At 75.1% G+C, this 23,225-nt stretch carries 20 protein-coding genes; 11 read left to right on the top strand and 9 right to left on the bottom strand.

The genetic code is table 11. The annotated features are described in order from the left end of the window. Nucleotides 1-112 precede the first annotated feature (112 nt). Together murA and AMK25_RS28650 are read left to right on the top strand one after the other, a co-directional pair. Nucleotides 113-1,468 (top strand): UDP-N-acetylglucosamine 1-carboxyvinyltransferase, encoded by a 1,356-nt coding sequence (murA, locus tag AMK25_RS28655; protein ID WP_030500128.1) that lies wholly within the window; start codon nucleotides 113-115, stop codon nucleotides 1,466-1,468. 79 nt (nucleotides 1,469-1,547) lie between these two features. After that, complete coding sequence (locus tag AMK25_RS28650) at nucleotides 1,548-2,156, top strand: DUF3043 domain-containing protein (protein ID WP_073831484.1); 609 nt, start codon at nucleotides 1,548-1,550, stop codon at nucleotides 2,154-2,156. 76 nt (nucleotides 2,157-2,232) lie between these two features. On the opposite strand, the gene AMK25_RS28645 is transcribed toward AMK25_RS28650, so the two are convergent. After that, nucleotides 2,233-2,541, bottom strand: coding sequence for an AzlD domain-containing protein (locus tag AMK25_RS28645; protein ID WP_073831483.1), 309 nt, complete (start codon nucleotides 2,539-2,541; stop codon nucleotides 2,233-2,235). Beyond that, entirely contained in the window at nucleotides 2,535-3,347 is an 813-nt protein-coding gene (locus AMK25_RS28640; RefSeq protein WP_073831482.1) for an AzlC family ABC transporter permease, read from the bottom strand. The genes AMK25_RS28645 and AMK25_RS28640 overlap by 7 nt, the downstream gene beginning before the upstream one ends. Before the next feature lie 67 nt (nucleotides 3,348-3,414). On the opposite strand from AMK25_RS28640, the gene AMK25_RS28635 reads away from it, so the two are divergent. Beyond that, on the top strand, nucleotides 3,415-3,975 hold the full coding sequence (locus AMK25_RS28635) for a helix-turn-helix domain-containing protein (protein WP_073831481.1): 561 nt from the start codon (nucleotides 3,415-3,417) through the stop codon (nucleotides 3,973-3,975). On the opposite strand, the gene AMK25_RS28630 is transcribed toward AMK25_RS28635, so the two are convergent. From AMK25_RS28630 to AMK25_RS28620, 3 genes are read right to left on the bottom strand one after another with little or no spacing between them, the layout of a single operon-like run. After that, nucleotides 3,959-4,936: an ABC transporter ATP-binding protein gene (locus tag AMK25_RS28630; protein WP_073831480.1), complete on the bottom strand. Its 978-nt coding sequence runs from the start codon at nucleotides 4,934-4,936 to the stop codon at nucleotides 3,959-3,961. The genes AMK25_RS28635 and AMK25_RS28630 overlap by 17 nt on opposite strands. Then, the gene (locus AMK25_RS28625) at nucleotides 4,933-5,745 is read right to left on the bottom strand and encodes an ABC transporter permease (protein ID WP_073831479.1); all 813 of its coding nucleotides are present in this window, start codon (nucleotides 5,743-5,745) and stop codon (nucleotides 4,933-4,935) included. Before AMK25_RS28625 ends, AMK25_RS28630 begins: the two co-directional genes overlap by 4 nt. After that, on the bottom strand, nucleotides 5,738-6,589 hold the full coding sequence (locus tag AMK25_RS28620; protein ID WP_073831547.1) for an ABC transporter permease: 852 nt from the start codon (nucleotides 6,587-6,589) through the stop codon (nucleotides 5,738-5,740). The genes AMK25_RS28625 and AMK25_RS28620 overlap by 8 nt, the downstream gene beginning before the upstream one ends. A gap of 3,525 nt (nucleotides 6,590-10,114) precedes the next feature. Here AMK25_RS28620 and AMK25_RS28615 point away from each other — a divergent pair. After that, entirely contained in the window at nucleotides 10,115-12,418 is a 2,304-nt protein-coding gene (locus AMK25_RS28615) for a WG repeat-containing protein (protein ID WP_083664846.1), read from the top strand. A gap of 8 nt (nucleotides 12,419-12,426) precedes the next feature. Here AMK25_RS28615 and AMK25_RS28610 read toward each other — a convergent pair whose 3' ends face one another. Then, on the bottom strand, nucleotides 12,427-12,906 hold the full coding sequence (locus tag AMK25_RS28610; RefSeq protein ID WP_073831478.1) for a cupin domain-containing protein: 480 nt from the start codon (nucleotides 12,904-12,906) through the stop codon (nucleotides 12,427-12,429). 80 nt (nucleotides 12,907-12,986) lie between these two features. On the opposite strand from AMK25_RS28610, the gene AMK25_RS28605 reads away from it, so the two are divergent. After that, a complete protein-coding gene (locus AMK25_RS28605; protein WP_073831477.1) occupies nucleotides 12,987-13,646 on the top strand; it encodes a TetR/AcrR family transcriptional regulator in 660 nt (219 codons plus the stop codon). Nucleotides 13,647-13,687: 41 nt separating this feature from the next. After that, nucleotides 13,688-14,686 carry an aldo/keto reductase family protein gene (locus tag AMK25_RS28600; RefSeq protein WP_073831476.1) on the top strand — a complete coding sequence of 333 codons (999 nt, stop codon included), beginning with the start codon at nucleotides 13,688-13,690 and terminating at the stop codon, nucleotides 14,684-14,686. A gap of 52 nt (nucleotides 14,687-14,738) precedes the next feature. On the opposite strand, the gene AMK25_RS28595 is transcribed toward AMK25_RS28600, so the two are convergent. Together AMK25_RS28595 and AMK25_RS28590 are read right to left on the bottom strand one after the other, a co-directional pair. Continuing rightward, nucleotides 14,739-15,536 (bottom strand): site-2 protease family protein, encoded by a 798-nt coding sequence (locus AMK25_RS28595; RefSeq protein ID WP_073831475.1) that lies wholly within the window; start codon nucleotides 15,534-15,536, stop codon nucleotides 14,739-14,741. After that, entirely contained in the window at nucleotides 15,533-15,733 is a 201-nt protein-coding gene (locus AMK25_RS28590) for a hypothetical protein (RefSeq protein WP_073831474.1), read from the bottom strand. Before AMK25_RS28590 ends, AMK25_RS28595 begins: the two co-directional genes overlap by 4 nt. Nucleotides 15,734-15,908: 175 nt before the next feature. On the opposite strand from AMK25_RS28590, the gene AMK25_RS28585 reads away from it, so the two are divergent. The 4 genes from AMK25_RS28585 to AMK25_RS28570 all read left to right on the top strand — a co-directional run bounded on the left by AMK25_RS28585 (nucleotide 15,909) and on the right by AMK25_RS28570 (nucleotide 20,304). Then, a complete protein-coding gene (locus AMK25_RS28585) occupies nucleotides 15,909-16,118 on the top strand; it encodes a hypothetical protein (protein ID WP_030500114.1) in 210 nt (69 codons plus the stop codon). A gap of 48 nt (nucleotides 16,119-16,166) precedes the next feature. After that, nucleotides 16,167-18,188 (top strand): bifunctional adenosylcobinamide kinase/adenosylcobinamide-phosphate guanylyltransferase, encoded by a 2,022-nt coding sequence (locus AMK25_RS28580; RefSeq protein WP_073831473.1) that lies wholly within the window; start codon nucleotides 16,167-16,169, stop codon nucleotides 18,186-18,188. Next, the gene (gene cobS, locus AMK25_RS28575; protein WP_073831472.1) at nucleotides 18,178-18,951 is read left to right on the top strand and encodes an adenosylcobinamide-GDP ribazoletransferase; all 774 of its coding nucleotides are present in this window, start codon (nucleotides 18,178-18,180) and stop codon (nucleotides 18,949-18,951) included. Before AMK25_RS28580 ends, cobS begins: the two co-directional genes overlap by 11 nt. Nucleotides 18,952-19,014: 63 nt before the next feature. Beyond that, nucleotides 19,015-20,304 (top strand): DUF2314 domain-containing protein, encoded by a 1,290-nt coding sequence (locus tag AMK25_RS28570; protein WP_073831471.1) that lies wholly within the window; start codon nucleotides 19,015-19,017, stop codon nucleotides 20,302-20,304. Nucleotides 20,305-20,314: 10 nt separating this feature from the next. Here AMK25_RS28570 and gcvT read toward each other — a convergent pair whose 3' ends face one another. Beyond that, nucleotides 20,315-21,439 (bottom strand): glycine cleavage system aminomethyltransferase GcvT, encoded by a 1,125-nt coding sequence (gcvT, locus tag AMK25_RS28565; protein ID WP_073831470.1) that lies wholly within the window; start codon nucleotides 21,437-21,439, stop codon nucleotides 20,315-20,317. Between the two features lie 166 nt (nucleotides 21,440-21,605). Between gcvT and AMK25_RS28560 the strand changes: the two genes are divergently transcribed. After that, nucleotides 21,606-23,174 (top strand): leucyl aminopeptidase, encoded by a 1,569-nt coding sequence (locus tag AMK25_RS28560; RefSeq protein WP_073831469.1) that lies wholly within the window; start codon nucleotides 21,606-21,608, stop codon nucleotides 23,172-23,174. Nucleotides 23,175-23,225: the final 51 nt, after the last annotated feature.

Here is a 23,225-nt window from a genome sequence, read left to right as displayed (position 1 = left end):
TGCCGGGGCGATGACACACGCGGCCCGTTTTCCCATGGCCGCGTTCCGGGTAGCGATGAACGTCGTGCACCCATCACTAGACACAGCAGTACCCAACGCGCTGGAGGTTGCGTTGACCGACGACGTCCTGGTCGTACACGGAGGCACTCCGCTTGAAGGGCGGATCCGCGTGCGCGGCGCGAAGAACCTGGTGTCCAAGGCGATGGTGGCCGCCCTGCTCGGCGACACACCCAGCCGGCTGTTCGACGTGCCCCGTATCCGTGACGTCGAGGTGGTCCGCGGTCTGCTCGGCCTGCACGGCGTCAAGGTCAGCGACGGCGACGAGGAGGGCGAGCTGGTCTTCGACCCCTCGAACGTCGAGAGCGCCAGCACCGACCAGATCAACGTGCACGCCGGTTCCAGCCGGATTCCGATCCTGTTCTGCGGCCCGCTGCTGCACCGGCTCGGCCACGCGTTCATCCCCGACCTGGGCGGCTGCCACATCGGCCCGCGGCCGATCGACTTCCACCTCCAGGCGCTGCGCGAGTTCGGCGCGACGGTCGACAAGACGCCGGAGGGCCTGCACCTGTCCGCGCCCAACGGGCTGCACGGCACGAAGTTCGCGCTGCCGTACCCGAGCGTGGGCGCCACCGAGCAGGTGCTGCTCACCGCGGTGATGGCCGAGGGCGTCACCGAGCTGCGCAACGCGGCGGTCGAGCCGGAGATCATCGACCTCATCTGCGTGCTGCAGAAGATGGGCGCGATCATCAAGGTGCACACCGACCGGGTGATCGAGATCCAGGGCGTCAAGAAGCTGCACGGCTACACCCACCGGCCGATCCCGGACCGGATCGAGGCGGCCAGCTGGGCGGCGGCGGCGCTGGCGACCCGCGGGCACGTCGAGGTGCTTGGCGCCCAGCAGGCCGACATGATGACCTTCCTGAACATCTTCCGCTCGGTCGGCGGCGAGTACGAGGTCACCGACCTGCGCCCGCCGCGCGGCGGCAGCCCGGGCCAGGAGGGCGGCATTCGCTTCTGGCACCCGGGCGGCGAGCTGAACGCGGTGGCGCTGGAGACCGACGTACACCCGGGTTTCATGACCGACTGGCAGCAGCCGCTGGTGGTCGCGCTCACCCAGGCCCGCGGCCTGTCGATCGTCCACGAGACGGTCTACGAGCAGCGGCTGGGCTACACCGAGGCGCTGAACACGATGGGCGCCAACATCCAGGTCTACCGGGACTGCCTGGGCGGCACCCCGTGCCGCTTCGGCCGGCGCAACTTCAAGCACTCCGCGGTGATCGCCGGGCCGAGCAAGCTGCACGCGGCCGACCTGGTCATCCCGGACCTGCGGGCCGGGTTCAGCCACCTCATCGCGGCGCTCGCCGCCGAGGGCACCTCCCGGGTGTACGGCGTGGACCTGATCAACCGCGGCTACGAGGACTTCGAGGCGAAGCTGGCCGACCTCGGCGCGCACGTCGAACGTCCCTGACCGTCCCGTTCACTCGACCGTCCGCGCCCGGTGCACCCGTGATGTGCACCGGGCGCGGCCGGTTGGCTACCCTTGCCGCGTGCCGTCGCTGTTTCGCCGCAAGTCCGCCGACCTCGTCGAGGAGTCCGTCACCACTGTGACGACCGACGAGGAGTCCTCCGCCGCCCGTCCCCGGGGCTACACGCCCAGCAAGAAGGAACTCGGGCAGGTCACGCCGAAGCGTCCGGTCGCCGGGCGTCGGCCGACCGCGCCGGCCAAGCCGTTGACCAAGGAGGAGGCCCGCGCGCAGCGCCGCGCCGCCCGCGCCGAGGCCGCCGCCGAGTTCCGTCGCGAGGGCGGCCCGCGTGACCGGGGCCCCGAGCGGCTGCTGGCCCGCAACGTGGTCGACTCCCGGCGTACGGTCGGCACCTGGTTCTTCGGCGGTGCGCTGATCGTGCTGGTCGGTTCCAACCAGGCCATGCCGCCGATCGTGCGGCTGCTGTCGAACCTGCTGTGGGGCGCGCTGGCGCTCGGCGTGCTGATCGACTCGGTGCTGATCTCCCGGAAGATCAAGCGGCTGATCCGCGAGCGCTTCCCGAAGAGCACCGAGAAGCTCGGCTCGATCTACTTCTACGCGATCATGCGGTCGATCACGTTCCGCCGGATGCGCGCTCCCGCGCCCCGGGTGAACATCGGCGACAAGGTCTGACCGGACGTACCCGGAACCGGCCCCTTCCCGCTCCGGCGGTGAGGGGCCGTTCTCGTGCGCGCCTGCCGATGCCGGGTCAGTTCACCCCGAGCAGGCGCAGTACCGCGGTGGTGGCGGCCGCCGCGACCACGACCAGCACGAACGGCGCCCGGCGCCAGGCGAGCACCAGGCCGACCAGCACACCGGCGGGCCGGGCGTACCCGGCGAAGCCACCGGCCTCGGTCAGCGCCGCGGTGGCGGCGAGCGCGGCCAGCAGCGTGGCGGCGCCGACCGGCAGCAGGTGCCGGGCCCATTCCGGCAGGTCCAGCCGGTCCCGTAGCAGCACCCCGGCGACGCGGAAGCCGTAGGTGCCGGCGGCCAGCGCGAGGATCACGGCGATCAGCACGAGACCTCCCCCGCCCGCACATCCCGCCGGGCCTCGGCGTCGTCCACCGGTCCGCGTCCGGCCGTGTCCGGCACGGAGACCGGATCGCCGCTCGGCGCGGCGTCCCTGTCGGACGGCACGGCGGGCGCGGCGGGCGGGCGGCGGCGGGCCAGCATCGGCAGTACCAGCGTGGCGAGCGCGAGCAGCACCGGCAGCCCGGCCGGCAGCAGCGGGGTCGCCAGCACGGCCAGGCCGGCGCCGAGGAGCGCCACCCGGCGCGTCTCCCGGTCACGCAGGCTGGGCAGCAGCAGGGCGGCCAGCCCGGCCGGGAAGGCGGCGTCGAGTCCCAGCGCGGCCGGGTCGCCGGCCGCGCCGCCGGCGAGCACGCCGAGCGCGGTGCCGGTGTTCCAGGCCAGGAAGAGCAGCACCCCGGCGAGCCAGAACGCCCGGCGCCGCCCCGGTCCGGCCGGGCGGGCCAACGCGAACGCGGTCGCCTCGTCGGTCATCAGGTGGCTGCCGAGCAGCCGCTGCCAGCGCCGGGAGCCGAGCGCGCCGCCGAGGGCCAGGCCGAACGGCAGGTGCCGGGCGTTGAGGAGCAGGCCGGCGAGGACCGCCGCGAGCGGGCTGCCGGCCACGACGAGGCCCACTGCCATGAACTGGGCGCCACCGGCGTAGACGATCGCCGACATGGCCAGTGCGGCCCAGGCGGGCAGGCCGGCGGCCACCGCCACGGCGCCGAACGACGCGCCCACGGCGAGCATCGCCGCGCCGATGGCCGCGACGTCGCGGAGCACCCGGGCGTCGCCCGTTCGGTATGCCGTACGCATGTCCATTATCCTGAACGCGAGAACGCTTGTTCGTCAAACCGAACAAACCGACCGTTGGAGCGAACACATGGCGATCGACCCCGCTCCCCCACTCGCCACCATCGCGGCAGCGCTGCGCCGCGAGCGCGAACGGGCAGGCCTGTCGCTCACCGAGCTGGCCCGCCGCGCCGGCATCGCCAAGTCCACGCTGTCCCAACTGGAGTCGGGCTCCGGAAACCCCAGCGTGGAGACGCTCTGGGCGCTCGGCGTGGCGCTGGACGTGCCGTTCAGCCGCCTGGTCGAACCGCCGGTCGCCGCCGTCCGGGTGGTCCGGGCCGGCGAGGGCCCCCGGATCCGGTCCGAGCACGCCGACTTCTCCGCCACGCTGCTCGCCGCCGGGTCACCGCACGTCCGGCGGGACGTCTACGTGATGGAGCTGGAACCCGGGGCGGTACGCCTCGCCGAGGCGCACACCCCGCGCAGCGTCGAACACGTCGTCGTGGCCGCCGGCCGGATGCGCGTCGGTCCCGAGACCGACCCGGTCGAGCTGGGCCCCGGCGACTACGCCACGTTCCCCGGTGACACCCCGCACCGGTACGAGGCGCTGGCCCCCGGCACGTTCGCCGTACTCGTCATGGAGCACCCGTGACCGCGGCCGGCGCCCGGTAGAGCCGGGCCACGACCTCCTCGATGTCGGGCTCCACGATCGAGATGTCCCGCAGCGTGGCCACGCCGGCCAGCCCGGACACCACCTCGGCGACGGTCGCCCGTTCCAGTGCGAAGACCAGCCGCCGCCCGTCCGCCTCCACCCGCTGCACCGGCGCGCCGGGCAGCACCGGCGGCTCGGGCAGCGCCGCGTCCAGCTCGGCGACCACCATCCGGCGTGAGCCGTACCGGCGGTGCAGCTCGGCGATCGACCCGTCGTGCACCACCCGCCCGTGGTCGATCACCACGAGCCGCCGGCACAGCCGCTCGATGTCGGCCAGGTCGTGGGTGGTGAGCACGAGCGTGGTGTCGCCGGCCCGGCCCAGCTCGGCCAGGAAACCGCGCACCGCCTGCTTGCTCACCACGTCCAGGCCGATCGTCGGCTCGTCCAGGAACAGCACCTCCGGGCCGTGCAGCAACGCCGCGGTCAGCTCGCCGCGCATCCGCTGACCGAGCGAGAGCTGCCGGACCGGCGTGTCCAGGAACGCGTCCAGGTCGAGCAGGTCCCGGCAGCGGGCCAGCCGGGCCGCGTGCTCGCCGGCCGGCACCCGGTAGACGTGCCGCAGCAGGTCGAACGAGTCCCGCAGCGGCAGGTCCCACCAGAGCTGCGAGCGCTGCCCGAACACCACGCCGATGCGCAGCGCCAGGCGCGTCCGGTCCGCCACCGGGCGCAGCCCGCACACCCGCGCCCGGCCCGACGACGGCGTCAGCACGCCGGTGAGCATCTTCAGCGTTGTCGACTTCCCGGCGCCGTTCGGGCCGATGTAGCCGAGCATCTCGCCGCGCTCCACCCGCAGGTCGACCCCGTCGACGGCGGTCACCGTCCGCTTCTCCCGCCGCAACCGCCCGGCCCGGACCCGGACCGTGAACTCCTTGCGCAGCCCGTCCATCTCGATGACGCTCATGACCCCGTACTCCGGTAGTGGCGGACCCCGACGCGCCAGGCCAGGGCGGCCAACGACGCCGCGACCACCGCGACGCCCGGCGCGGCCCAGCCCGCCCAGGGCGGCAGGCCGAGCGGATCGGCGCGGCCCAGCAACGCCAGCGCCGGGTGGTAGCTGACGAAGGCGAACCCCATCCCGTACGCGAACAGCGCGCGGAACCAGCCGCCGTACACGGTGACCGGGTACGAGGTGAAGTCACGCCCGCCGTAGGTGACCGAGTTGGCCAGCTCGCCGGAGTCGACCCAGTAGAACGACACGGTGGCGGTCAGCACGAAGACCGAGGCGAAGAAGACCACGGCGGCCAGCGGCGCGACGACTGCCAGCGCCACCCGGCCCGGTGTCCAGTCGATCCCTGCCGAGCCGAGCGCGAACAGCAGCACGGCGAGCCCGAACACGGCCCGGGACAGCTTGCGCAGCGGCAGGTCCATCAGCAGCAGCTGCGGCAGCGCGCCGAGCGGGCGGACCAGCACGGCGTCGAGCAGGCCGGTGCGCACGTACCGGGGAAGCCGTTCGATGTTGCCGACCAGCAGGTCGGCGGTGGCGAAGCCGCACGACGACAGGCCGACCACGACGAGCGTCTCGCGCAGCGTGAAGCCGCCCAGCTCCCGCGTCACGCCGAAGATCACCAGGACAGTGACCACGTCGAACACCGTCGCGCCCACGTTGCCGACCAGGTCCACCACGAACGAGGTGCGGTACGCCGCCTGCGAGCGCGCCTGCACGCCGAGCAGCGCCCGGTACGCCCGCAGCGCGCCACCGCCCTCAGCCACCCTGCACCACCAGGCGGCGCTCGGCGCGGCGCTGGATCAGCCGGCACAGCGCCAGCAGCACCACCACCCAGCCGGCCTGCATCCCGACCAGGGCGAGACCGGTGGACATCGGCTCCCGCTCCACGAGCACGTCCAGCGGCACCTGGAGGATGCTCGGGAACGGGGTGGCGTACCGCAGGACCGCCTCCAGCGGACCCGGCAGGAACCCGAGCGGGAAGTAGAGCCCGGCCAGCACGCCCGAGCCGAGCGTCCACAGGATCATCGGGCCCCGGACGTCCTGCAACCAGTACGCGGTGGCGTTGACCAGATAGCGGCAGCCGAAGCAGACCACCACCGCGAGCAGCGCGGAGAGCAGGAACAGCGGCACCGTGGCCCAGTGCCGGGGCACGTACACGGCGAAGAAGAACGGCCCGATCACCAGCGGCGGCACCAGCCGGGCCAGCGCCGCGAACCCGGCCCGGCCCAGGTCGGTGGCGAGGTAACTGGTCACCGGATGCACCGGCCGCAGCAGGTCGGCGGCCACCTCGCCGGTGCGGATCCGGTCGGCCAGATCGGTCCAGCCCCAGATGGCGATCACCGCCAGCAGCCCCTGACCGGCCCAGACGAACGTGGCGAGCTGCGCCCGGTCGTACCCGGCCACAGTGCCTGCCGCGCCGGTCGCGGCGAGGAAGATGTAGCAGCGCAGAAAGCCGAACACGGTGTTGGTGCACAACCCCGCCACGGCGGCCTGACGGTAGGTCGCGTGCCGCCGGAACCCCGCCGCCGCGATCGCGCCGAATGTCCGAAACCATGGGGTAACGTGTGCGCCGGTGGGTGGTGCCACAGTGGCGGTGACCGAGCCCACGCCGTTACCCTCCTTCCGCAGCCACGACGTGCTGGACCGGGCGACTGTACCGGCACGTCCGGCGCCCCAGCGCGAGAATTTCCAATGAGGTGACACCGCCGTGAGCGAGCGACGCGAGCCGGCCCCGGGGCCGTCCCGCGCGAGCGGCGGGAGGGGTTGCCGATGAGTGGCTGGGGCAGCTGGCGCGAGCCGGCCGAACCGGCCTGGGCCGCCGAGCCCACCCACGAATGGCAGCCGCAGTTCCCCGGGCAGCGCTACCCCGGTGACATCGGCATCGAGAACCTGACGCCGCGCCGCCGCGCCGTGGTCGGCCGCGCCGAGGTACGCCCGGTCAGCCCCACGCCCGACGCCGACCCGTACCCGGTCAGCCCGGCCGGCGCGAACCCGGTCAGTCCGGCCGGGTTCCATCCGGTCAGTCCGGCGCCCGACGCCGATCCGTATCCGGTCAGCCCCGCGGGCGCGCACCCGGTCAGTCCCGCCGGGTTCCATCCGGTCAGCCCCGCGTCCGGCGACGCGTACCCGGTCAGTCCCGCCGGTCCCCGGCCGGGCCGTGCGGCGCACGGCGGGAGCGGGCACCCGGCCCGCCCGGCGGGCCCCCGCGACGCGCACCCGGTCAGCCCGGCGGGTCCGCACGGCCCGCACCCCGCCGGCCCGGCGGGTCCACGCGACGCGCATCCGATCAGCCCGGCCGGGCCCCGCAGGGCCGATCCGGTGAGTCCCGCGGGTCCGCGCGACGCGTACCCCGTCAGTCCGGCCGGCCCACGCGACGCGCACCCGGCCGGTCCACACGGCACGTATCCGACCCGTCCCGCCGGTCCGCGCGGGGTCGAGCCGGCGGGGTCCGGCGGTCCACGCGGTGGCGGCCCGGCCGGTCCGGCCGCTTCCCGCGGGGCGTACCCGGTCGGGCCCGCGGGTCACGGCGGCCAGCGCCCCGCCGGCAGCCCTCCGGACGATCGTCGCGGGCACCCCACGGACGGGCGGCGGCCCTGGCCGGAGGATCGGCACCCCGGCCCGCCCACGCCGCCCGACCAGCGGCTCGACCAACGCTGGGTACGTCCCGAGGCCGCACCGCGCCGGCCGTCCCAGCCGGGCTGGATGCCGGAGCCGAACGAGTTCCCGGACCATGCCGAGCGCCGGGCCGACCGCCCGCACCAGGCCGACGGACGCCGCGCCCCGGTCGAGGGCCCGCCTGCCGCGTCGGAACAGCGGTGGGGCTCGGCGTCCGACGCGCGGCGGGACCACTCCCCCGCCGGGCGCCGCGAGTCCATGCCCGACGGACGCCGTGACCGCTTCCCGGACGAGCGCCGGGAGCCGCCGTTCGACGGGCGGCGCGACCACGGCGCCGGGCGTCCGGCCGATCGGCGCGACGACGCCGTGTCGCCGCTGGAGCGGGGCGCGGCCGGGTGGGGCCAGCCGGGCCGGGACGGTTGGCGCGGCACCGACGGTGACGGCTGGCGTGACCCGAGCAGGCGTCCCCCGGCGGAGCGGCGTGAGCCGGTGGACGGCCGCGCCCCGGCAGATCACCGCTCGCCGACGGACGGCCGCCCCTTCGCGGATGGCCGTGCGCCGGGCCGGGAGGCCGCCGCGTACCCGGAGACCCAGCGCCGCGCGCCCGAGAACGGGCATCCGCAGACCGAGCCCGACCGGTATGGCGCACCGCGTCCCGCCGCCGACCAGCGGTGGCAGGGTCAGCGCCCGCCGGCTGACCGGTCCCGCCCGCACCAGGGCGAGTGGCCGATCATCGAGCCGAGGTCCCGTCCCGAGCCGGACACGCGCCGGCCGGACGAACGGCAGCGCCCGCAGGAGGAACGGCCGGCGCCGCAGCGGTACCCGATGCCGCCGTCCGACGCCGCCCGCCCCGACGCACGCCACCCGGAGCAGGGCAGTTCCGTCCGCCCAGGCTCGCGAGGCACCCGGCCGACCGGTCCGGGCAATCAGTCCGACCTCGCCGGTCACCGCGACGAGACGCACTCCCAGCCCTCCGCCACCCGGCCGCCCACCGCCATGCCCCGCCCCGAGCCCGGTCGGTCGCAGCCCGACGCTGCCGCCCGCCCCGAGGCCCCTGCCCCGCAGTGGCCGACGCGGCCGGACGCCCCCCGGCCCGGATCGCCCGACCGGAGTCCCGCGCAGCCGGACGACCGTCGGTCGTCGCAGGATGCACGCAGGCCGGCCCCGCCGGACGAGCGCAGGTCGACGCCGCCGGCGCAGTGGCCGGTGCGGCCGGCCGGTCACCCGCCGCCCCGAGTCGCCGACGGCCGGGAGACGGGACCTGTCGAACCGGCCGCACACACCCGCCCCGACGACCGTCCCCGGGTCGCCCCGGGACGCCCTGATCCAGTTCCGCCGCCGGCCGCGCCCGGCCGTTCCGGGGAAGGCCCGGCCACGCCTCGGACCGGCGACACCCCGCGTCCGGCATCTCCAGAGCCGCAGGCCGGCGTGCCCGCCGCGGGCACTCCCGCTTCCGGCGCGGTCGCCCCCGCCGCGTCGCCTTCCGACGCGCCCATTTCCCGTACGCCCGCTTCGGGCGTACCCACATCCGGAGCGCCCGCGTCCGGCGCGTCCGCTACCAGCGCACCCACATCCGGAGCGCCCGCGTCCGGCGCGCCCACGTCCGGCGCCCCCGCTTCTGGCGCACCCGCGCCTGGAGCACTCACGTTCGACGCCCCCGCTTCCGACGCACCCGCGCCTGGCGCTCCCACGTCCGGCGCGCCCAAGTCCGGCGCACCCACGACCAGCGCGTCCACGTCGGGAGCGTCCACTTTTGGCGCGTCCGCTCCCGGAGCACAGGGTCCGGGTGGCGCGGGAGCAACAGGCCGCAGCGAGAGGGCGACTCGGCCCACGCCACCGCAGGACCGGACCGGCGAGCGTCCCGGCTCGCCTTCTACCGACCAGGTGAACCCGGCCCAGGCCGCGACGGCTCGCCCGGCACCACCCGCTTACCCGGGTTCCGGGCCCGCACAGCAGACCGCCGACAGGCCAGCCGTACCCACGCCGGCCAGGCCGGTCGAGCAGGGACCCGGGGCCAGGCCCGCCGACTCGGTGGAGCACCCCGCCCCGATCGCGCCCCGCCCCGCCGCCGAGCCCGCCGCCACCGGCCAGCCCGAGGCTGGACCGGACGCCGGAGCCACGCCGGGTGCGGACGCTGGTCGTCGCGAGTCCGAGCTGAGCGCTCCGTCCACGTCGGCCACTGAGCCCAACCGGCCCGACGCCACCGTCAGCCCCCAGCCCACGCCCGGGACAGGGCGGACGGCAACCGGTCCGGCCACCGACCGGACCCACGAGCCGTCGGAGCGAGCCGAGCACCCCCATGCGGGAACGACGACTCCGTCCTCCCCCGCCACGGATTCCGGCCCCGAGGCATGGTTCCGCCCCAGCCAGCCCACCACCCCCGCCGCCGCCCCGAAACCGCCGGAGATCTTGGAAGATTTCGGCCCCCCTGGGGGCCATTTCGTACCAAGATCTTCGGCGGACCGGGCTGAGCCGGCGACGCCGCGCCCAGGGGCGGCCGCGGGAGACGCTGCCGCGATGCCGGGCCGTGCCTCCGGGGTGGGTGCGGGCGGGGTGGGCACCACACCGACGCTGCCCGGGACGGGCGTCACCACAAAAACCGACGCCGCAACCAGCAACGACACACCGGCCGCCACCAGCACCAGCACCAGCACCAGCACCAGCACCAGCACCAGCACCAGCACCAGTGAATCCACAAGCGCCGCCGACGTGCCAGCCGGTGGCACACCGGCGGAGCGAGGAACGACCACCGACCCGGCGGCCGGACGCCTGGACACGCCGGCCGGGCCCGCCTCCGGCGGCGAGAACGCGGGCAATCGCATGTCCGCCGACACCGGAAGCGGCGGGCCGGTCACCGACGCCGAACCGCCGGTCACTGTGGCGGCGGCACCCGGCGCGACCGCGCCCGCATCGGATTCCGCGCCGACCGGCACCACTCCCTTCGTCGACGCCGTAGCCGCGCAGGGCGCAGCGGCATCAGAGGCCATCGGTGGGGAACCGACGGCAACCGACGACCCGCACGGGTCCGCTCATATCGAGGACAGGGCCACCGCGCCGCAGCCGGTCGGCACCCCGGTCCACAGTGACCGCACCGACCTCCCAGCCGCGCAACCGGAGCCCGCCGGCACCCGCGCCGCCGCCGAGCGCACCGTCATCACAACCTCGCAGCCGGAGCCCGCCGACACCGAGGCCGGCAGTGATCACACCGCGCCGCCGGAGCCCGCCGACACCGACCACACCGACATCACAGCGCCGCAACAGGAGCCCGCCGACACGCCTTCCGCCGGGCCGGGCGACGACTCCGCCAACGAGACCACGCCGACCGACTCGACCGGTGACCCGGACCCCGCGCCCGCCGAACCCTCGACCGACGGCGAGCCCGCAGCCCACACCGACGCCGCAGCCGTCGACCCGGACCACGACCGCGAGCCCACACCACCCGAGCCGACCGACGCGGCGACTCCCCGTACACAAGAACCGGACGCCGAACCGGCGGCACCGCCGCCGCCCCCGGCGGACCCGGAGCAGGCCCTCGCCGCGGTCGGCTGGCGGCTGGATCCGCGTACGCTGCGCGAGGAGGCGCCCGATCCGGCGCAGCTGCGGCTGATCCGGGACGGCCTGACCGGCAAGCTCGACACCACACTGGACAACCGTGGCCGGGCCCGGCTGCTGAGCCTGCGGGCGGTGGCGTCGCGGATCCTCGGCGACCTGGACGACGCGCTCGGGGACGCGCGGCTGGCCGTCACGTACGCGGAATCGACAGGTGAGCTACGGCGTACCGCGCTGGCCCGCGCCCGTCTGGCCGAGGCGCTGCGGTGGCGGGGTGACCACGCGGAGGCCGACCGGCTCTTCGCCGAGGCGAACTCGCCGGAGCTGCCGGACCCGCTGCGCGCGCTGCTGCACGAGCACGCCGGACGGAGCTGCTACGACCAGGGCCGGCTGACCGAGGCGTGCCTGCACTTCGAGCGGGCGCTGGACCTGCGCCACGGCGAGGACGCGCCGATGAACGCGCGCGTCGAGGTGGCGCTGGACGCGGTCGCGGAGCGGGCCGCCGCCGACGGTTTCGGTCCCGTGCCGCGCCGGCCCGAGGAGGTGCTCGGCGCCCCGCGTCTCCCGGTGGCGACGTTCGACGAGGAGCAGCAGCTCTGGGGGTACGCGAACGCCGACGGCGAGATGGTGATCGCGCACCGGTACGCCGAGGCGCAGCCGTTCCACGAAGGGCTGGCCTGGGTACGCCGTCCGGAGGCGTCGCGCTGGGCGCTGATCGACACGTCCGGCGTGGCGCTGATCGAGGCGAACAACGGCTACCGGGCGGTGGGCGCCTTCTCCGAAGGGCTGTCCTGGGTGTCGATGGACGGCAAGGGCCGCTGGATGGCCGTCGACCGGATGAACATCGTGCGGATCCCGCCCGGGTACGAGGAGGTCAGGCCGTTCCGCAGCGGCCTGGCTGCGGTACGGCAGAACGGCGGCTGGGGCGCGGTGGACCTCACCGGCGAGGTGGTGGTGCCGACCCGGTACCACGGTCTCGGTACGCCGCTGGCCGACGGACGGAGGGTGGACGGGTTCACCGCCGACGGCCTGGCAGTGGTCGAGCTGGCCGGTCGCCGGGGCGTGGTGGACCGGGGCGGCCGGGTGGTGGTCACGCCGGCGTACCCGACCGTGGTGGTGCATCCGGTGGCGTTCCTGGTCGCCACGGAGTCGGGCCGGTGGGGCGCGCTGGACCGGCGCGGCGAGCCGCTCATCGACCCGGTGCACCCCGGCCACGCGGCGGTGGTCGCGGAGATCGACCGGCTGCTCGCCGACGCCAGCCCGGTGCTCTGACCCGCGCCTCACGCCGACGGCGGGGGGCCCAGCAGTTCGATGCCGTTGCGGGCGGCGGCGTGCCCGAGCGCGGCCGGGTCGATCGGGGCGGGGTCGGGCAGCCGGCGTTCGGGCGCCGGTACGCCCGCCTCGGCGGCGAACCGCTCGAACCCGGCCGGGGTGGTGATCTGGAGCGCGCGCAACGGCTCGTCCGGGCCGACCACGAAGGTGTGCGCGAGCCCGACCGGCAGCAGGACGAAGTCACCGGGCCCGGCGGTGAGCGTGTCGCCGTCGCAGAGGAACCGGGCGGTGCCGGAGAGCAGGTAGAACATCTCGTCCTCGACCTGGTGGCGGTGCAGCGGCGGGGCGAAGCCGGGCGGGTTCACGAACTCGGCGACGGTGAGCCGGTCCCTGGTGTGCCGGCCGCCGGCCTTCAGGGTGCACAGGTTGCCGAGGAACCAGTACGCCTCGCCGTCATGGGGCCCGAGCAGGTAGGGGCGGATGGACATGACGGCCTCCCGATTTCGATGAACAGAGCAATATTCGATAGTCAGCAGTCTGCTGAATACGTTGTTAGTATCGCGAGGTCATGGCTGGAGTCAAGGACGGCAAGGCGACCCGCCCCTACCGCTCGACGGTGCGCGAGGAGAACGCGCGGCGTACCCGGCAGGCGGTCGTGCGGGCGGCGACCCACCTGTTCGTCACCCGCGGCTACGCGGCGACGTCGCTGGCCGACGTGGCCGCTGCGGCCGGCGTCGCCCGGCCCACCGTGTTCGCCGCGTTCGGCTCCAAGGCCGCGCTGCTGCACCAGGTGCTCGACGAGGCGCTCGCCGGTGACGACGAGCCGGTGCCGGTGGCGCGTCGCCCGTGGTTCCAGCCGGTCTGGGAGGCGACCGACCAGGGTGCGGTGCTCGACGCGTACGCCGGGGTCTGCTCGTTGATCGGTCACCGCGCAGCCGGCGCGTTCGAGGCGGTGCGTCGCGCGGCGGACGAGGCGCCCGAGGTGGCCGAGCTGTGGGAGACGCTGCTGCGCAACCGTCGCGCGGGCGCCACCATGGTGGTCGACCACCTGCTCACCCTGGACGGTCCGCTACGGGCGGGCGCGGGCGCCGGACGCGCGGTCGACACGCTGTGGTTCTACAACGACCCTGCGCACTACGCGGCGTTGGTGCAGCGGTGCGGGTGGACGGAGGAGAGCTTCCGGGAGTGGCTCGGCGCCCGGATGCGGGACGCGCTGCTGCCGGGGTGAGCCGCACGGCGGGGACGACCGGCCAGGACTAGGGTCGGGCCATGGAATTCCGTCACCTGGGCCGCTCCGGCCTGATGGTCAGCGAGATCTCGTACGGCAACTGGATCACCCACGGCTCGCAGGTCGAGGAGGACGCCGCGCTCGCGTGCGTCCGCGCCGCCCTCGACAGCGGCATCACCACGTTCGACACCGCCGACGTGTACGCCGGCACCCGGGCCGAGTCGGTGCTCGGGCGGGCGCTCAAGGGTGAGCGCCGCGAAGGGCTGGAGATCTTCACCAAGGTCTACTGGCCGACCGGGCCGGGCCGCAACGACCGGGGCCTGTCCCGCAAGCACATCATGGAGTCGATCGACGGCTCGCTGCGTCGCCTGCAGACCGACCACGTCGACCTCTACCAGGCCCACCGCTACGACTACAGCACTCCGCTGGAGGAGACGATGGAGGCCTTCGCCGACGTCGTGCGCTCCGGCAAGGCGCACTACATCGGCGTCTCCGAGTGGAAGGCGTCGCAGCTGCGCGAGGCGCACGCGCTCGCCCGCGAGCTGCGCATCCCGCTGATCTCCAACCAGCCGCAGTACTCGATGCTGTGGCGGGTCATCGAGACCGAGGTGATCCCGGCCAGCGAGGAGCTGGGCATCGGTCAGATCGTCTGGTCGCCGATGGCGCAGGGCGTGCTGTCCGGCAAGTACCTGCCGGGCCAGCCGCCGCCCGCCGGCTCCCGCGCCACCGACGAGAAGTCCGGCGCGAACTTCATCGCGCGGTTCCTGAACGACGACGTGCTCACCCGGGTGCAGCGGCTCAAGCCGCTGGCCGAGCAGGCCGGGCTGACCATGCCGCAGCTCGCCGTCGCCTGGGTGCTGCAGAACCCGAACGTCGCCTCGGCGATCGTCGGCGCGTCCCGGCCCGAGCAGGTGAACGACAACGTGAAGGCGGCGGGCGTGAAGCTCGACGCCGACCTGCTCAAGGCGATCGACGAGATCGTCGAGCCGGTCACCGAGCGGGACCCGGCGAAGACCGAGAGCCCGGCGCAGCGTCCGTGACGCCCCTCCCCGGGCCGGCGCGACCGCCGGCCCGGGGACGCACGGCCCGCGCTCAGCCCTGCCAGAAGCGGATCAGGGCGAACCCGATCTGGTACAGCTCCCGCGGGAGCCCGAGGGCGTCGCCGACGGCGAACACGGCACCGAAGAACGCCCGGTTGATCTGCGGGCTCCACAGCAGCGCGAAGAGCAGGATGAAGCCGTACGGGGCGAACAGGTCGTACATCCGCCGGTAGGCAGGGCTGAGCCAGGGCTGGAGCATGTTGCCGCCGTCCAGGCCCGGCACCGGCAGCAGGTTGAGCACGCTGGCGGTGAGCTGGAGGAACGCGAGCAGCCCGACGCCCGCCCAGAACTCCAGCGGCCCGCCCAGCTCGGGACCCCACGCCACCGCTGCCACCAGCACCAGCGTGAACAGCACGTTGGTGGCCGGCCCGGCGAGGCTGACGAGCGTGTGCCGCAGCCGGCCGGGGATGGCGTGCCGGTCCACCCAGACCGCGCCGCCGGGCAGGCCGATGCCGCCGAGCAGCACCACGACCACCGGCAGCACGATCGACAGCAGCGGGCTGGTGTACTTCAGCGGGTTGAGCGTCAGGTAGCCCCGGTGGGCGATGTCCCGGTCACCGGCCCGGTACGCGACCACGGCGTGGGCGTACTCGTGCAGGCAGAGTGAGACCAGCCAGCCGGAGACCACGAAGAGGAACACGTCGAACCGGACGTTGCCGTACCGGTTCCAGGCCATCACCCCGCTGGCGACGAAGAGCGCGACCAGGGCCAGGAAGATGGGGCTCGGCCGGAACGCCGCCCGGGGCACGCCGAGGACCAGCGGCTCGCCCGGGCGGTCGTAGCCGGTCATTCGGCCGGGGGTTGCAGGCTCATCCGGTAGTCCACCCGGTCGTCCTCGACCAGCACGACTGTGGTGACGCCGGATGCCGCGAGCTCCCGCCAGGTCTGGCCGATCCACGACTCGGCGTCCGCCTGGCTCGTGAACGACTCACCCGGTCCGTCGACCGCGTCGCCGTTCGTGCCCTCGTACCGCCAGCTCCACGCCATGCCGCGTCTCCCCTCGCCGCCGTCGTCCCGCAGGACGCCAAACCTCCGCAAGCCTAGTCGCCCGCCCACGACGCTTCACCCCTCGACCGGCGCGGGCCGACGCGCGGGTGCCCGCAAGGTTCGGCCGTCACCAGCGGGGTATCCACGCCGGACGTCGTCAGCGAGGGAGGACACCATGCGGCCGTTGCGGGAGATGGACACCGAGGAGGTACGGGCGATGGCGGTACGCGGCGGCATCGAGGCGGCCCACGAGATGGACCGGGAGGAGCTGCTCGACGCGCTCCTCGCCCGCCCCGGCGAGGGAGCCTGGCAGGAGGATCCGAAGCCGGTTGACGTGAATCCCAACGACTATCGCTTCGAGGCCCCCGAGCGCCGACCGCGATGAGCCACCTCTCACTGCCCCGCCCGGGCGCCGGCATCTAAGGTACGGGGCATGTCCGTTGACGGGTGGCACACCCTCCTGGTGCTCGGCGGTATCCGCTCCGGCAAGTCCGAGATCGCCGAGTCGCTGGTCGCCGACGCGCCCACGGTCCGGTACGTGGCGACCGCCCCGGCCGGGGATCCCGAGGACACCGAGTGGGCGGCCCGCCTCGCGACGCACCGCGCCCGCCGGCCGGGGAGCTGGACCACCGAGGAGACGGCCGCGGACCCGGGCCGACTGGTCGAGGTGATCGCCGCCGCCGGGCCGAACGAGACGCTGCTCGTGGACGACCTGGGCGGCTGGGTGACGGTGCTGCTCGACCCGGCCCACCAGCCGGCCGACGACACCGCCACGATCGCCGAGCTGGCCGCGGCGGTGCGCTCCAGCACCGCCCGGCTGGTGCTGGTCAGCCCCGAGGTGGGCCTGTCCCTGGTGCCCACCACGCCGCTCGGCCGGGCGTTCACTGACGCGCTCGGCGCCGCCAACCGCGCGGTCGCCGACGCCTGCGACGCGGTCGCGCTGGTGGTCGCCGGTCAGACCACGTGGCTCAAGCCGGCCGCTCCGGCCCCCGCCCACGCCGTGCCGCCCGCCGCCACGTCGCCCGAGGCCGAGCCGAGCCGCGACGCGGCACCCCAGGTCGCGACATCCTGGGCCACGGCACCCCGGCCCGCGCCGGACCAGGCCGCGCCGACCGGAGCCGCCGCGAACCGGACCGCGCCGGCTCAGGCCGTACCGGCCGACCTCGGCGCCGGGGACGTGACGCTGCCCGAGGTGCTCACCCCGGCCGCCGCCCCGGTGCCGGCACCGGCCACGCCGGAAGCGCCCGGTACGGGTGACTGGGCCGCCCCCACCATGGCGCTGCCGATGATCGCCACCGGCCTGGTGATCCAGCCGGGCATGGAACTGCCGATGCCGGACGACTACACCGGTCCGCAGGCGGTCGACCGGCTCGCCACGCTCGACCTGCCCGGCGCCGGTCTCGGCGTGCTGGAGCAGGTGGTCGGCTTCGCGGCCGCCACCCAGGGCACCTCGATGCCGCGTCCGTGGGACTCGGTGCGCGTACTGCTCATCCAGGGTGACCACGAAGGCGGCGTGTCGGCCGGCGCACCGGCCGGTGAGTCGGCCCGCCGGGCCCGGCAGGCCCGCGCCGGCCGGGGCGCGCTGGCCCGGCTGGCCGCCGAGAACCGCGCCGATCTGCAAATCGTCGAGGCGCCCACGTCGGCGCCGATCGAGGACGGCCCGGCCCTGCCCGGCGACGAGGTCGAGGCGGCGCTGCGCTACGGCTGGCGGCTCGCCGAGCAGGCCGCCGACGCGGGGGTGCAGTTGCTGGTGCTCGCCGCGTGCGGTGCGGGCGCCGAGGCCGCCGCCGCGGCGGTGCTCGCGGCCACCGCGGGCGCGGAGCCGCCCACCGTGCTCGGCCGGGTGATCACCGAGCAGGGCGAGATCGACGACGCCGCCTGGATGGTCCGCTGCGCGGCGGTACGGGACGCGCTGCACCGCACCCGCCGCTCGACCCGCGAGGCCAAGGACATCCTGGCCGAGCTGGGCGGCGGCGACATCGCGCTGGCCACCGGCGTCCTGCTGGGCGCCACCGCCCGTAAGGTGCCGGTGCTGCTGGACGGTCCGGTCGGCACCGCCGCCGCGATGGTCAGCCGGGACCTGGCCGGCCAGGCCCGGCACTGGTGCCTGCTGCCCGACCACGGCGGCCGTCCGGGCGTGCGGCTCGCCGCCGACGTGCTCGGCCTGACGCCGCTGGTGGACCTGCGGCTCGACCTGGGCGAGGGGGCGACCGCGCTGGCCGCACTGCCGCTGCTGCGCTCCGCGCTGACGCTCGCCGCCACGCTGCCGGTGCACCCGTCACTCGGCGGCGACGACAGCGACGCCGGCGGCACCAGCGACAGCGGCACTGGCGACGACAGCGACGCCGGCCGTACCGACGACGAGCCGGACTTCGCCGAGCCGGAGCCGGCCGGGCCGGGACCGACCACGATCGGGTCCGACGAGCCGGTCTCCCCCGGCCGACGTGCCGACTGAGGCGCGGCTCGCCGACGGCATCCGGCTGGCGCTCACCACGTTCACCACCCTCCCGGTACGCGCCGGCCGGGTCGACCGGGCCGCCGCCGGCACCGCGATGGCGCTCGCCCCGCTGGTCGGCGCGCTGCTCGGCGCCGTACTCGGCGGGGCGCTGCTGCTCACCGGCGCGCTCGCGCCACCGCTCGTCGCCGCAGTGGTCACGGTCGGGCTGGGCGCGCTGCTCACCCGGGGGCTGCACCTGGACGGGCTGGCCGACACCGTGGACGCGCTCGGCTCGTACCGGCGTGGTCCGGCCGCGCTGGAGATCATGAAGCAGCCGGACGTCGGCCCGTTCGGGGTGGTCGCGCTGGTGGTCGTACTCCTGCTCCAGAGCGCGGTGCTCGCGGAGCTGGCCGGACGGGACGCCCTGGCCGCGTTCGCCGCCGTGGTCGCCGCTACCGCGGCCGGGCGGCTCGCCGTCGGCCTGGCCTGCCGGCGCGGCGTGCCGGCCGCGCGGCCGGAGGGCCTGGGCGCGCTCGTGGCCGGCACGGTCGGGTGGGGCGCGCTGGCGCTCGGCGCGGTCGCCGTCGCGCTGGCGGCCGTGCCCGCGGCGCCGGACCGTCCGTGGCAGGGGCCGCTCGCCGTGCTCGGCGCGCTCGCCGTCGCGGCGGGGCTGCTCCGGCACCTGGTACGCCGCTTCGGCGGCATCACCGGCGACGTGCTCGGGGCGCTCGTGGAGATCGTCACCACGCTGTCCTACCTGGGACTGGTGCTGACCGGCTGAACGCCACCGGCCCGGGCGGGTAGCGTTCGGGGCGAGTGCACCGGCGCGGTCGAGGGGGACGGCATGCTCATCACGGACGACTTCCTGCCGGTACCGGTGCCCGAGTCGCTCGACGCGACCTATCTGGTGCCGATCACCGGGCTGCCGAAGGTGAGCCCGAAGACCGCCGTGGAGGGGCTGGCCGGCCGGCTCGCCGAGCCGGTGCACGGGCTGGCCCGGCAGATGCTCGACAGTCCGCTGATGACCGTGGACACCCGTACCGTCGACGAGTTCCCCGAGCTGCCGCCGGACCTGCTCACCGCGTTCGGCGCCACCGAGGAGCAGCTGGCCCGGCTCGCCGCCGCCACCCATCTGGTGGTGGTGCAGGCCGAGTACCGGCCGGGCTGGCCGCCCGCGCACGAGTGGGCCGCCCGCGCGGTGGCGGCCGCGGTCGCCGAGACGGTCGGCGGGGACGTGGTGGACGTCTTCGGGCTCCAGTTCCTCGACCCGGCGGCGGCGCTGCGCTCGCTGCCGGACGAGCAGGGCCGGATCCGGCTCGTCGACTGGGTGCTGGTGCCCTACTCGTCGGACTCCGACGGGCTCTGGTTCACCACGAAGGGGCTGCGCCGGTTCGGGCTGCTGGAGTTGCAGGCCCAGGGCGTGCCGGACCACCTGACCCGGGCGTGGGGCGCGGTGATGACCGGCGCGGCCCGGCGGTTGCTGCGGGACTGGACCGACGGGCTGGCCGGCGAGGAGGTGCCGGCGTTCGTGCAGCTGCCGGTGCTGGCCACGGTGACCGGGCACGACATCGCGGTGGCGTACGGCAATCCGGAGCAGCACGGCGCGACCGCGCCGGTGCTGCTGCGGCTGGAGCTGGACCCGGCCACCGACCCGGACGCCGACTCGTTCCTGAGCCTGAACCCGCCGCCCGGGCATCCGGGGCCGCCCGGCCGCTACTTCGCCGCCGCCTGCGCGACGCTGTTCAACGGCATCCAGCCGGACGTGCGCTACACCCGCACCGGTGACGCGATGAGCCGCGCGGTGGAGACCGCCCGCGCCGCGCTCGGCGACATCCGGGCCCGCTTCCTGGCCGGGCGGCTGCCCGAGGAGAGCCAGCTGGTGGTCAAGTACGGGCTGCCCGGCGACGACGGGCCCGAGTACGTCTGGGCCGGGGTGACCTCGTGGGACACGCCGGAACGGATCGTCGCGGCCAGCGCCAGCGACGCCAACACCGACCCGAACGTACGGATCGGATCGCCCGTGGTGGTGGAGGCGTCGGACGTGGTCGACTGGGCGGTGCTGGACGGCACCGGCGTGCTGGAGGGCGGTTGGACACAGGCAGTCCTCGACGCCGGGGAGCGCGGCGAGGACTGACCCGCGCGGCTCAGCGCACCGAGGGCTGGACGAACGGCGGCCTGGTCAGGCGCATCCGGGCACGACGGCCGCGGATGTCCACCTCCAGCTCCTCGCCGTCGGGCAGCTTCGGGTCGGTGTCGACCAGCGCCAGCGCGATGCCGTGCTTGAGCGTCGGGCTGAACGTGCCGCTGGTGACGGTGCCGACCTGCTTGTCGCCCGCGTACACGGCCATGCCGGGGCGCGGGATGGCCCGGTCGACGGCGGTGAGGCCGCGCAGCGTACGGGCCGGGCCGGCGGCCTTCTCGGCGCGCAGCGCGTCGCGGCCCCAGAACGCCGGCTTGTCCCAGCCCACCGCCCAGCCGGAGCGGCCCTGCACCGGGGTGATCTCCGGGGAGAGGTCCTGCCCGTGCAGCGGGTACCCCATCTCGGTGCGCAGCGTGTCCCGGGCGGCCAGGCCGCAGGCGCGTACGTCGTCGGCCGCGGCGAAGAGCGCGTCCCAGACGGCGACCGCGTGCTCGGACGCCACGACCAGCTCGTAGCCCAGCTCGCCGGTGTAGCCGGTGCGGCACACGGTCAGTTCCACCCCGGCCAGCGTGGCGGTGGAGAAGCTCATGTAGTCGTGCCCGGTGGGCAGGCCGAGCGCGCCGAGCAGGTCCGCCGAGCGCGGGCCCTGGACCGCGAGCACCGCGTACGCCTCGTGCTCGTCGGTGACGGTGACGCCGGCGGGCGCGGCGGCGCGCAGCCGCCGGGCGACCTCGGCGGTGTTGGCCGCGTTGGGGATCAGGAAGACGTGGTCGTCGGCGTGCAGGTAGGCGATGATGTCGTCCACCACGCCGCCGGTGGCGTCGTCGCAGCAGAGCGTGTACTGCGCCTGGCCGGGGGCGATCCGGCCGAGGTCGTTGGTGAGGCAGGCGTTGACGAAGTCCGCCGCGCCGGGCCCGGTGACCCGGATCTTGCCCAGGTGCGAGACGTCGAACACGCCGACGCCCTCGCGGACGGCCGTGTGCTCCTTGAGCACGCCGCCACCGGCGTACTCCAGCGGCATCTGCCAGCCGCCGAAGGGGGCGAACTTCGCGCCGAGCGCGGTGTGCCGCTCGTGCAGCGGGGAACGGCGCAGCCGGGTCTCGGCGGCGTCGGAGGTCACCTCGGTCATGGGTGGCAACTTACCGGCCGCGACGACTGTGGTTAGCATCGGCGGGATCCCGTCGGCGCGCATCGGCGGGACAGCCACGCCTCCCGGCGGGTAGGTTGCCGCCGGAGAGACCTTCATCGCCGGTACGCGACGACGCGACCGGCCCGGCCCGCCCGGAGTAGCTTTCGTGACATCGCCCCGCACCACCCTCAGCCTGGTCGACACCGACCCCGCCGAACTCGCCGTCGACGCGATCGTGATCGGCGTGCACAGCCAGACCACCGAGCCGGGCAGCGGTGCACCCGCCCACGCCCTGCTGCTGGCCAGCGGCGCGGAGAGCATCGCCGCCGCGTTCGACGGAAAGCTGACCGAGACGCTGGCTCTGCTCGGCGCGACAGGTGGCCCGGGCGAGGTGATCAAGCTGGCCACGCTGGGCACGGTGACCGCGCCGCTGGTCGTCGCCGTCGGGCTCGGTCCGGAGCCCTCGGGCGCCGCCCCGGCTCCGGAGTCGCTGCGCCGGGCCGCCGGCGCGGCCGTACGAGCGCTGGCCGGCGCCCCGCGCGTCGCCCTCGCCCTGCCGCTGCCCGACGACGCCGACGCCCCGGCCGCGCTGCGCGCGGTCGCCGAGGGCGCGCTGCTGGGCGGCTACCGGTTCGCCGGCTACAAGACCAAGCCGCAGCCGGCCCGGCGCGAGCCGGTGGCCGAGGTGCTGGTGGCGGTGCCGGACGCGGCCGACGCGACCGCGCAGGCCGAGGTCGCCCGGGCGCAGGCGGTGGCCGGCGCGGTGCGGACCAGCCGGGACTGGGTGAACACCGCGCCGAACGAGCTGCGTCCCCCGGCGTTCGCCGACGTCGTCTCCGCCGCCGCCCGCGAGGCCGGGCTGGAGGTCGAGGTGCTGGACGAGGCGGCGCTGAAGGCCGGCGGCTACGGCGGCATCCTCGCCGTCGGCCAGGGCTCCGAGGCCCCGCCCCGGCTGGTGAAGATCACCTACACGCCCGCAGGCGGCGGCAACGGCAAGCGGGTCGCGCTGGTCGGCAAGGGCATCACGTTCGACACCGGCGGCATCTCGATCAAGCCGGCGCAGGGCATGTGGGAGATGAAGTCGGACATGGCCGGCGCGGCGGCGGTCGGCGCGGCCATGCTGGCGGTCGCGGCGCTCAAGCCGTCGGTCACCGTCACCGGCTACCTGCCGATGGCGGAGAACATGCCGTCGGGCACCAGCTACCGTCCCGGCGACGTGATCAGCATGTTCAACGGCAAGAAGGTGGAGGTGCTCAACACCGACGCCGAGGGCCGGATGGTGCTGGCCGACGCGATGGCGCGGGCCTGCGCGGACGGCGCGGACTACCTGTTCGAGACCTCGACGCTGACCGGTGGGCAGGTGATCGCGCTGGGCAAGCGGATCGCCGGTGTGATGGGCACCCCCGAGCTGTGCGAGCGGGTGCGGGTAGCAGGTGACGAGACCGGCGAGCCGGCCTGGCCGATGCCGCTGCCGGACGACGTGCGCAAGGGCATGGAGTCGGACGTCGCGGACATCTCGCAGGTCAACGCCGGGATGGACCGGGCCGGGCACATGCTCCAGGGCGGCGTGTTCCTGCGCGAGTTCGTCACCGACGACGTGGCGTGGGCGCACATCGACATCGCCGGCCCGGGCTACCACTCGGGTGAGGCGACCGGCTACTGGACCAAGGGCGGCACCGGCGTGCCGGTGCGTACGCTGCTGCACCTCGTCGAGGACGTCGCCACCAACGGCTGACGTGTAAGGAAGGGCCCCTTCTTAACGCCTGGCGTTGTAGAAGGGGCCCTT

Origin of the sequence: Micromonospora sp. TSRI0369 (assembly GCF_001905625.1) — a bacterium.
Classification (GTDB): domain Bacteria; phylum Actinomycetota; class Actinomycetes; order Mycobacteriales; family Micromonosporaceae; genus Micromonospora; species Micromonospora echinospora_A.
This window is presented reverse-complemented; position numbering and strand designations above follow the sequence as displayed.

Excerpts from the sequence above, each read along its gene's own strand:
- AMK25_RS28595 (WP_073831475.1), bottom strand. The coding sequence starts at position 15,536 with ATGACCGGCTACGACCGCCCGGGCGAGCCGCTGGTCCTCGGCGTGCCC.
- AMK25_RS28615 (WP_083664846.1), top strand. The coding sequence starts at position 10,115 with ATGCCGGGCCGTGCCTCCGGGGTGGGTGCGGGCGGGGTGGGCACCACA.
- AMK25_RS28640 (WP_073831482.1), bottom strand. The coding sequence starts at position 3,347 with ATGCGTACGGCATACCGAACGGGCGACGCCCGGGTGCTCCGCGACGTC.
- AMK25_RS28635 (WP_073831481.1), top strand. The coding sequence starts at position 3,415 with ATGGCGATCGACCCCGCTCCCCCACTCGCCACCATCGCGGCAGCGCTG.
- AMK25_RS28590 (WP_073831474.1), bottom strand. The coding sequence starts at position 15,733 with ATGGCGTGGAGCTGGCGGTACGAGGGCACGAACGGCGACGCGGTCGAC.
- AMK25_RS28570 (WP_073831471.1), top strand. The coding sequence starts at position 19,015 with ATGCTCATCACGGACGACTTCCTGCCGGTACCGGTGCCCGAGTCGCTC.
- AMK25_RS28605 (WP_073831477.1), top strand. The coding sequence starts at position 12,987 with ATGGCTGGAGTCAAGGACGGCAAGGCGACCCGCCCCTACCGCTCGACG.
- gcvT (WP_073831470.1), bottom strand. The coding sequence starts at position 21,439 with ATGACCGAGGTGACCTCCGACGCCGCCGAGACCCGGCTGCGCCGTTCC.
- AMK25_RS28585 (WP_030500114.1), top strand. The coding sequence starts at position 15,909 with ATGCGGCCGTTGCGGGAGATGGACACCGAGGAGGTACGGGCGATGGCG.
- AMK25_RS28610 (WP_073831478.1), bottom strand. The coding sequence starts at position 12,906 with ATGTCCATCCGCCCCTACCTGCTCGGGCCCCATGACGGCGAGGCGTAC.
- AMK25_RS28600 (WP_073831476.1), top strand. The coding sequence starts at position 13,688 with ATGGAATTCCGTCACCTGGGCCGCTCCGGCCTGATGGTCAGCGAGATC.
- AMK25_RS28580 (WP_073831473.1), top strand. The coding sequence starts at position 16,167 with ATGTCCGTTGACGGGTGGCACACCCTCCTGGTGCTCGGCGGTATCCGC.
- AMK25_RS28630 (WP_073831480.1), bottom strand. The coding sequence starts at position 4,936 with ATGAGCGTCATCGAGATGGACGGGCTGCGCAAGGAGTTCACGGTCCGG.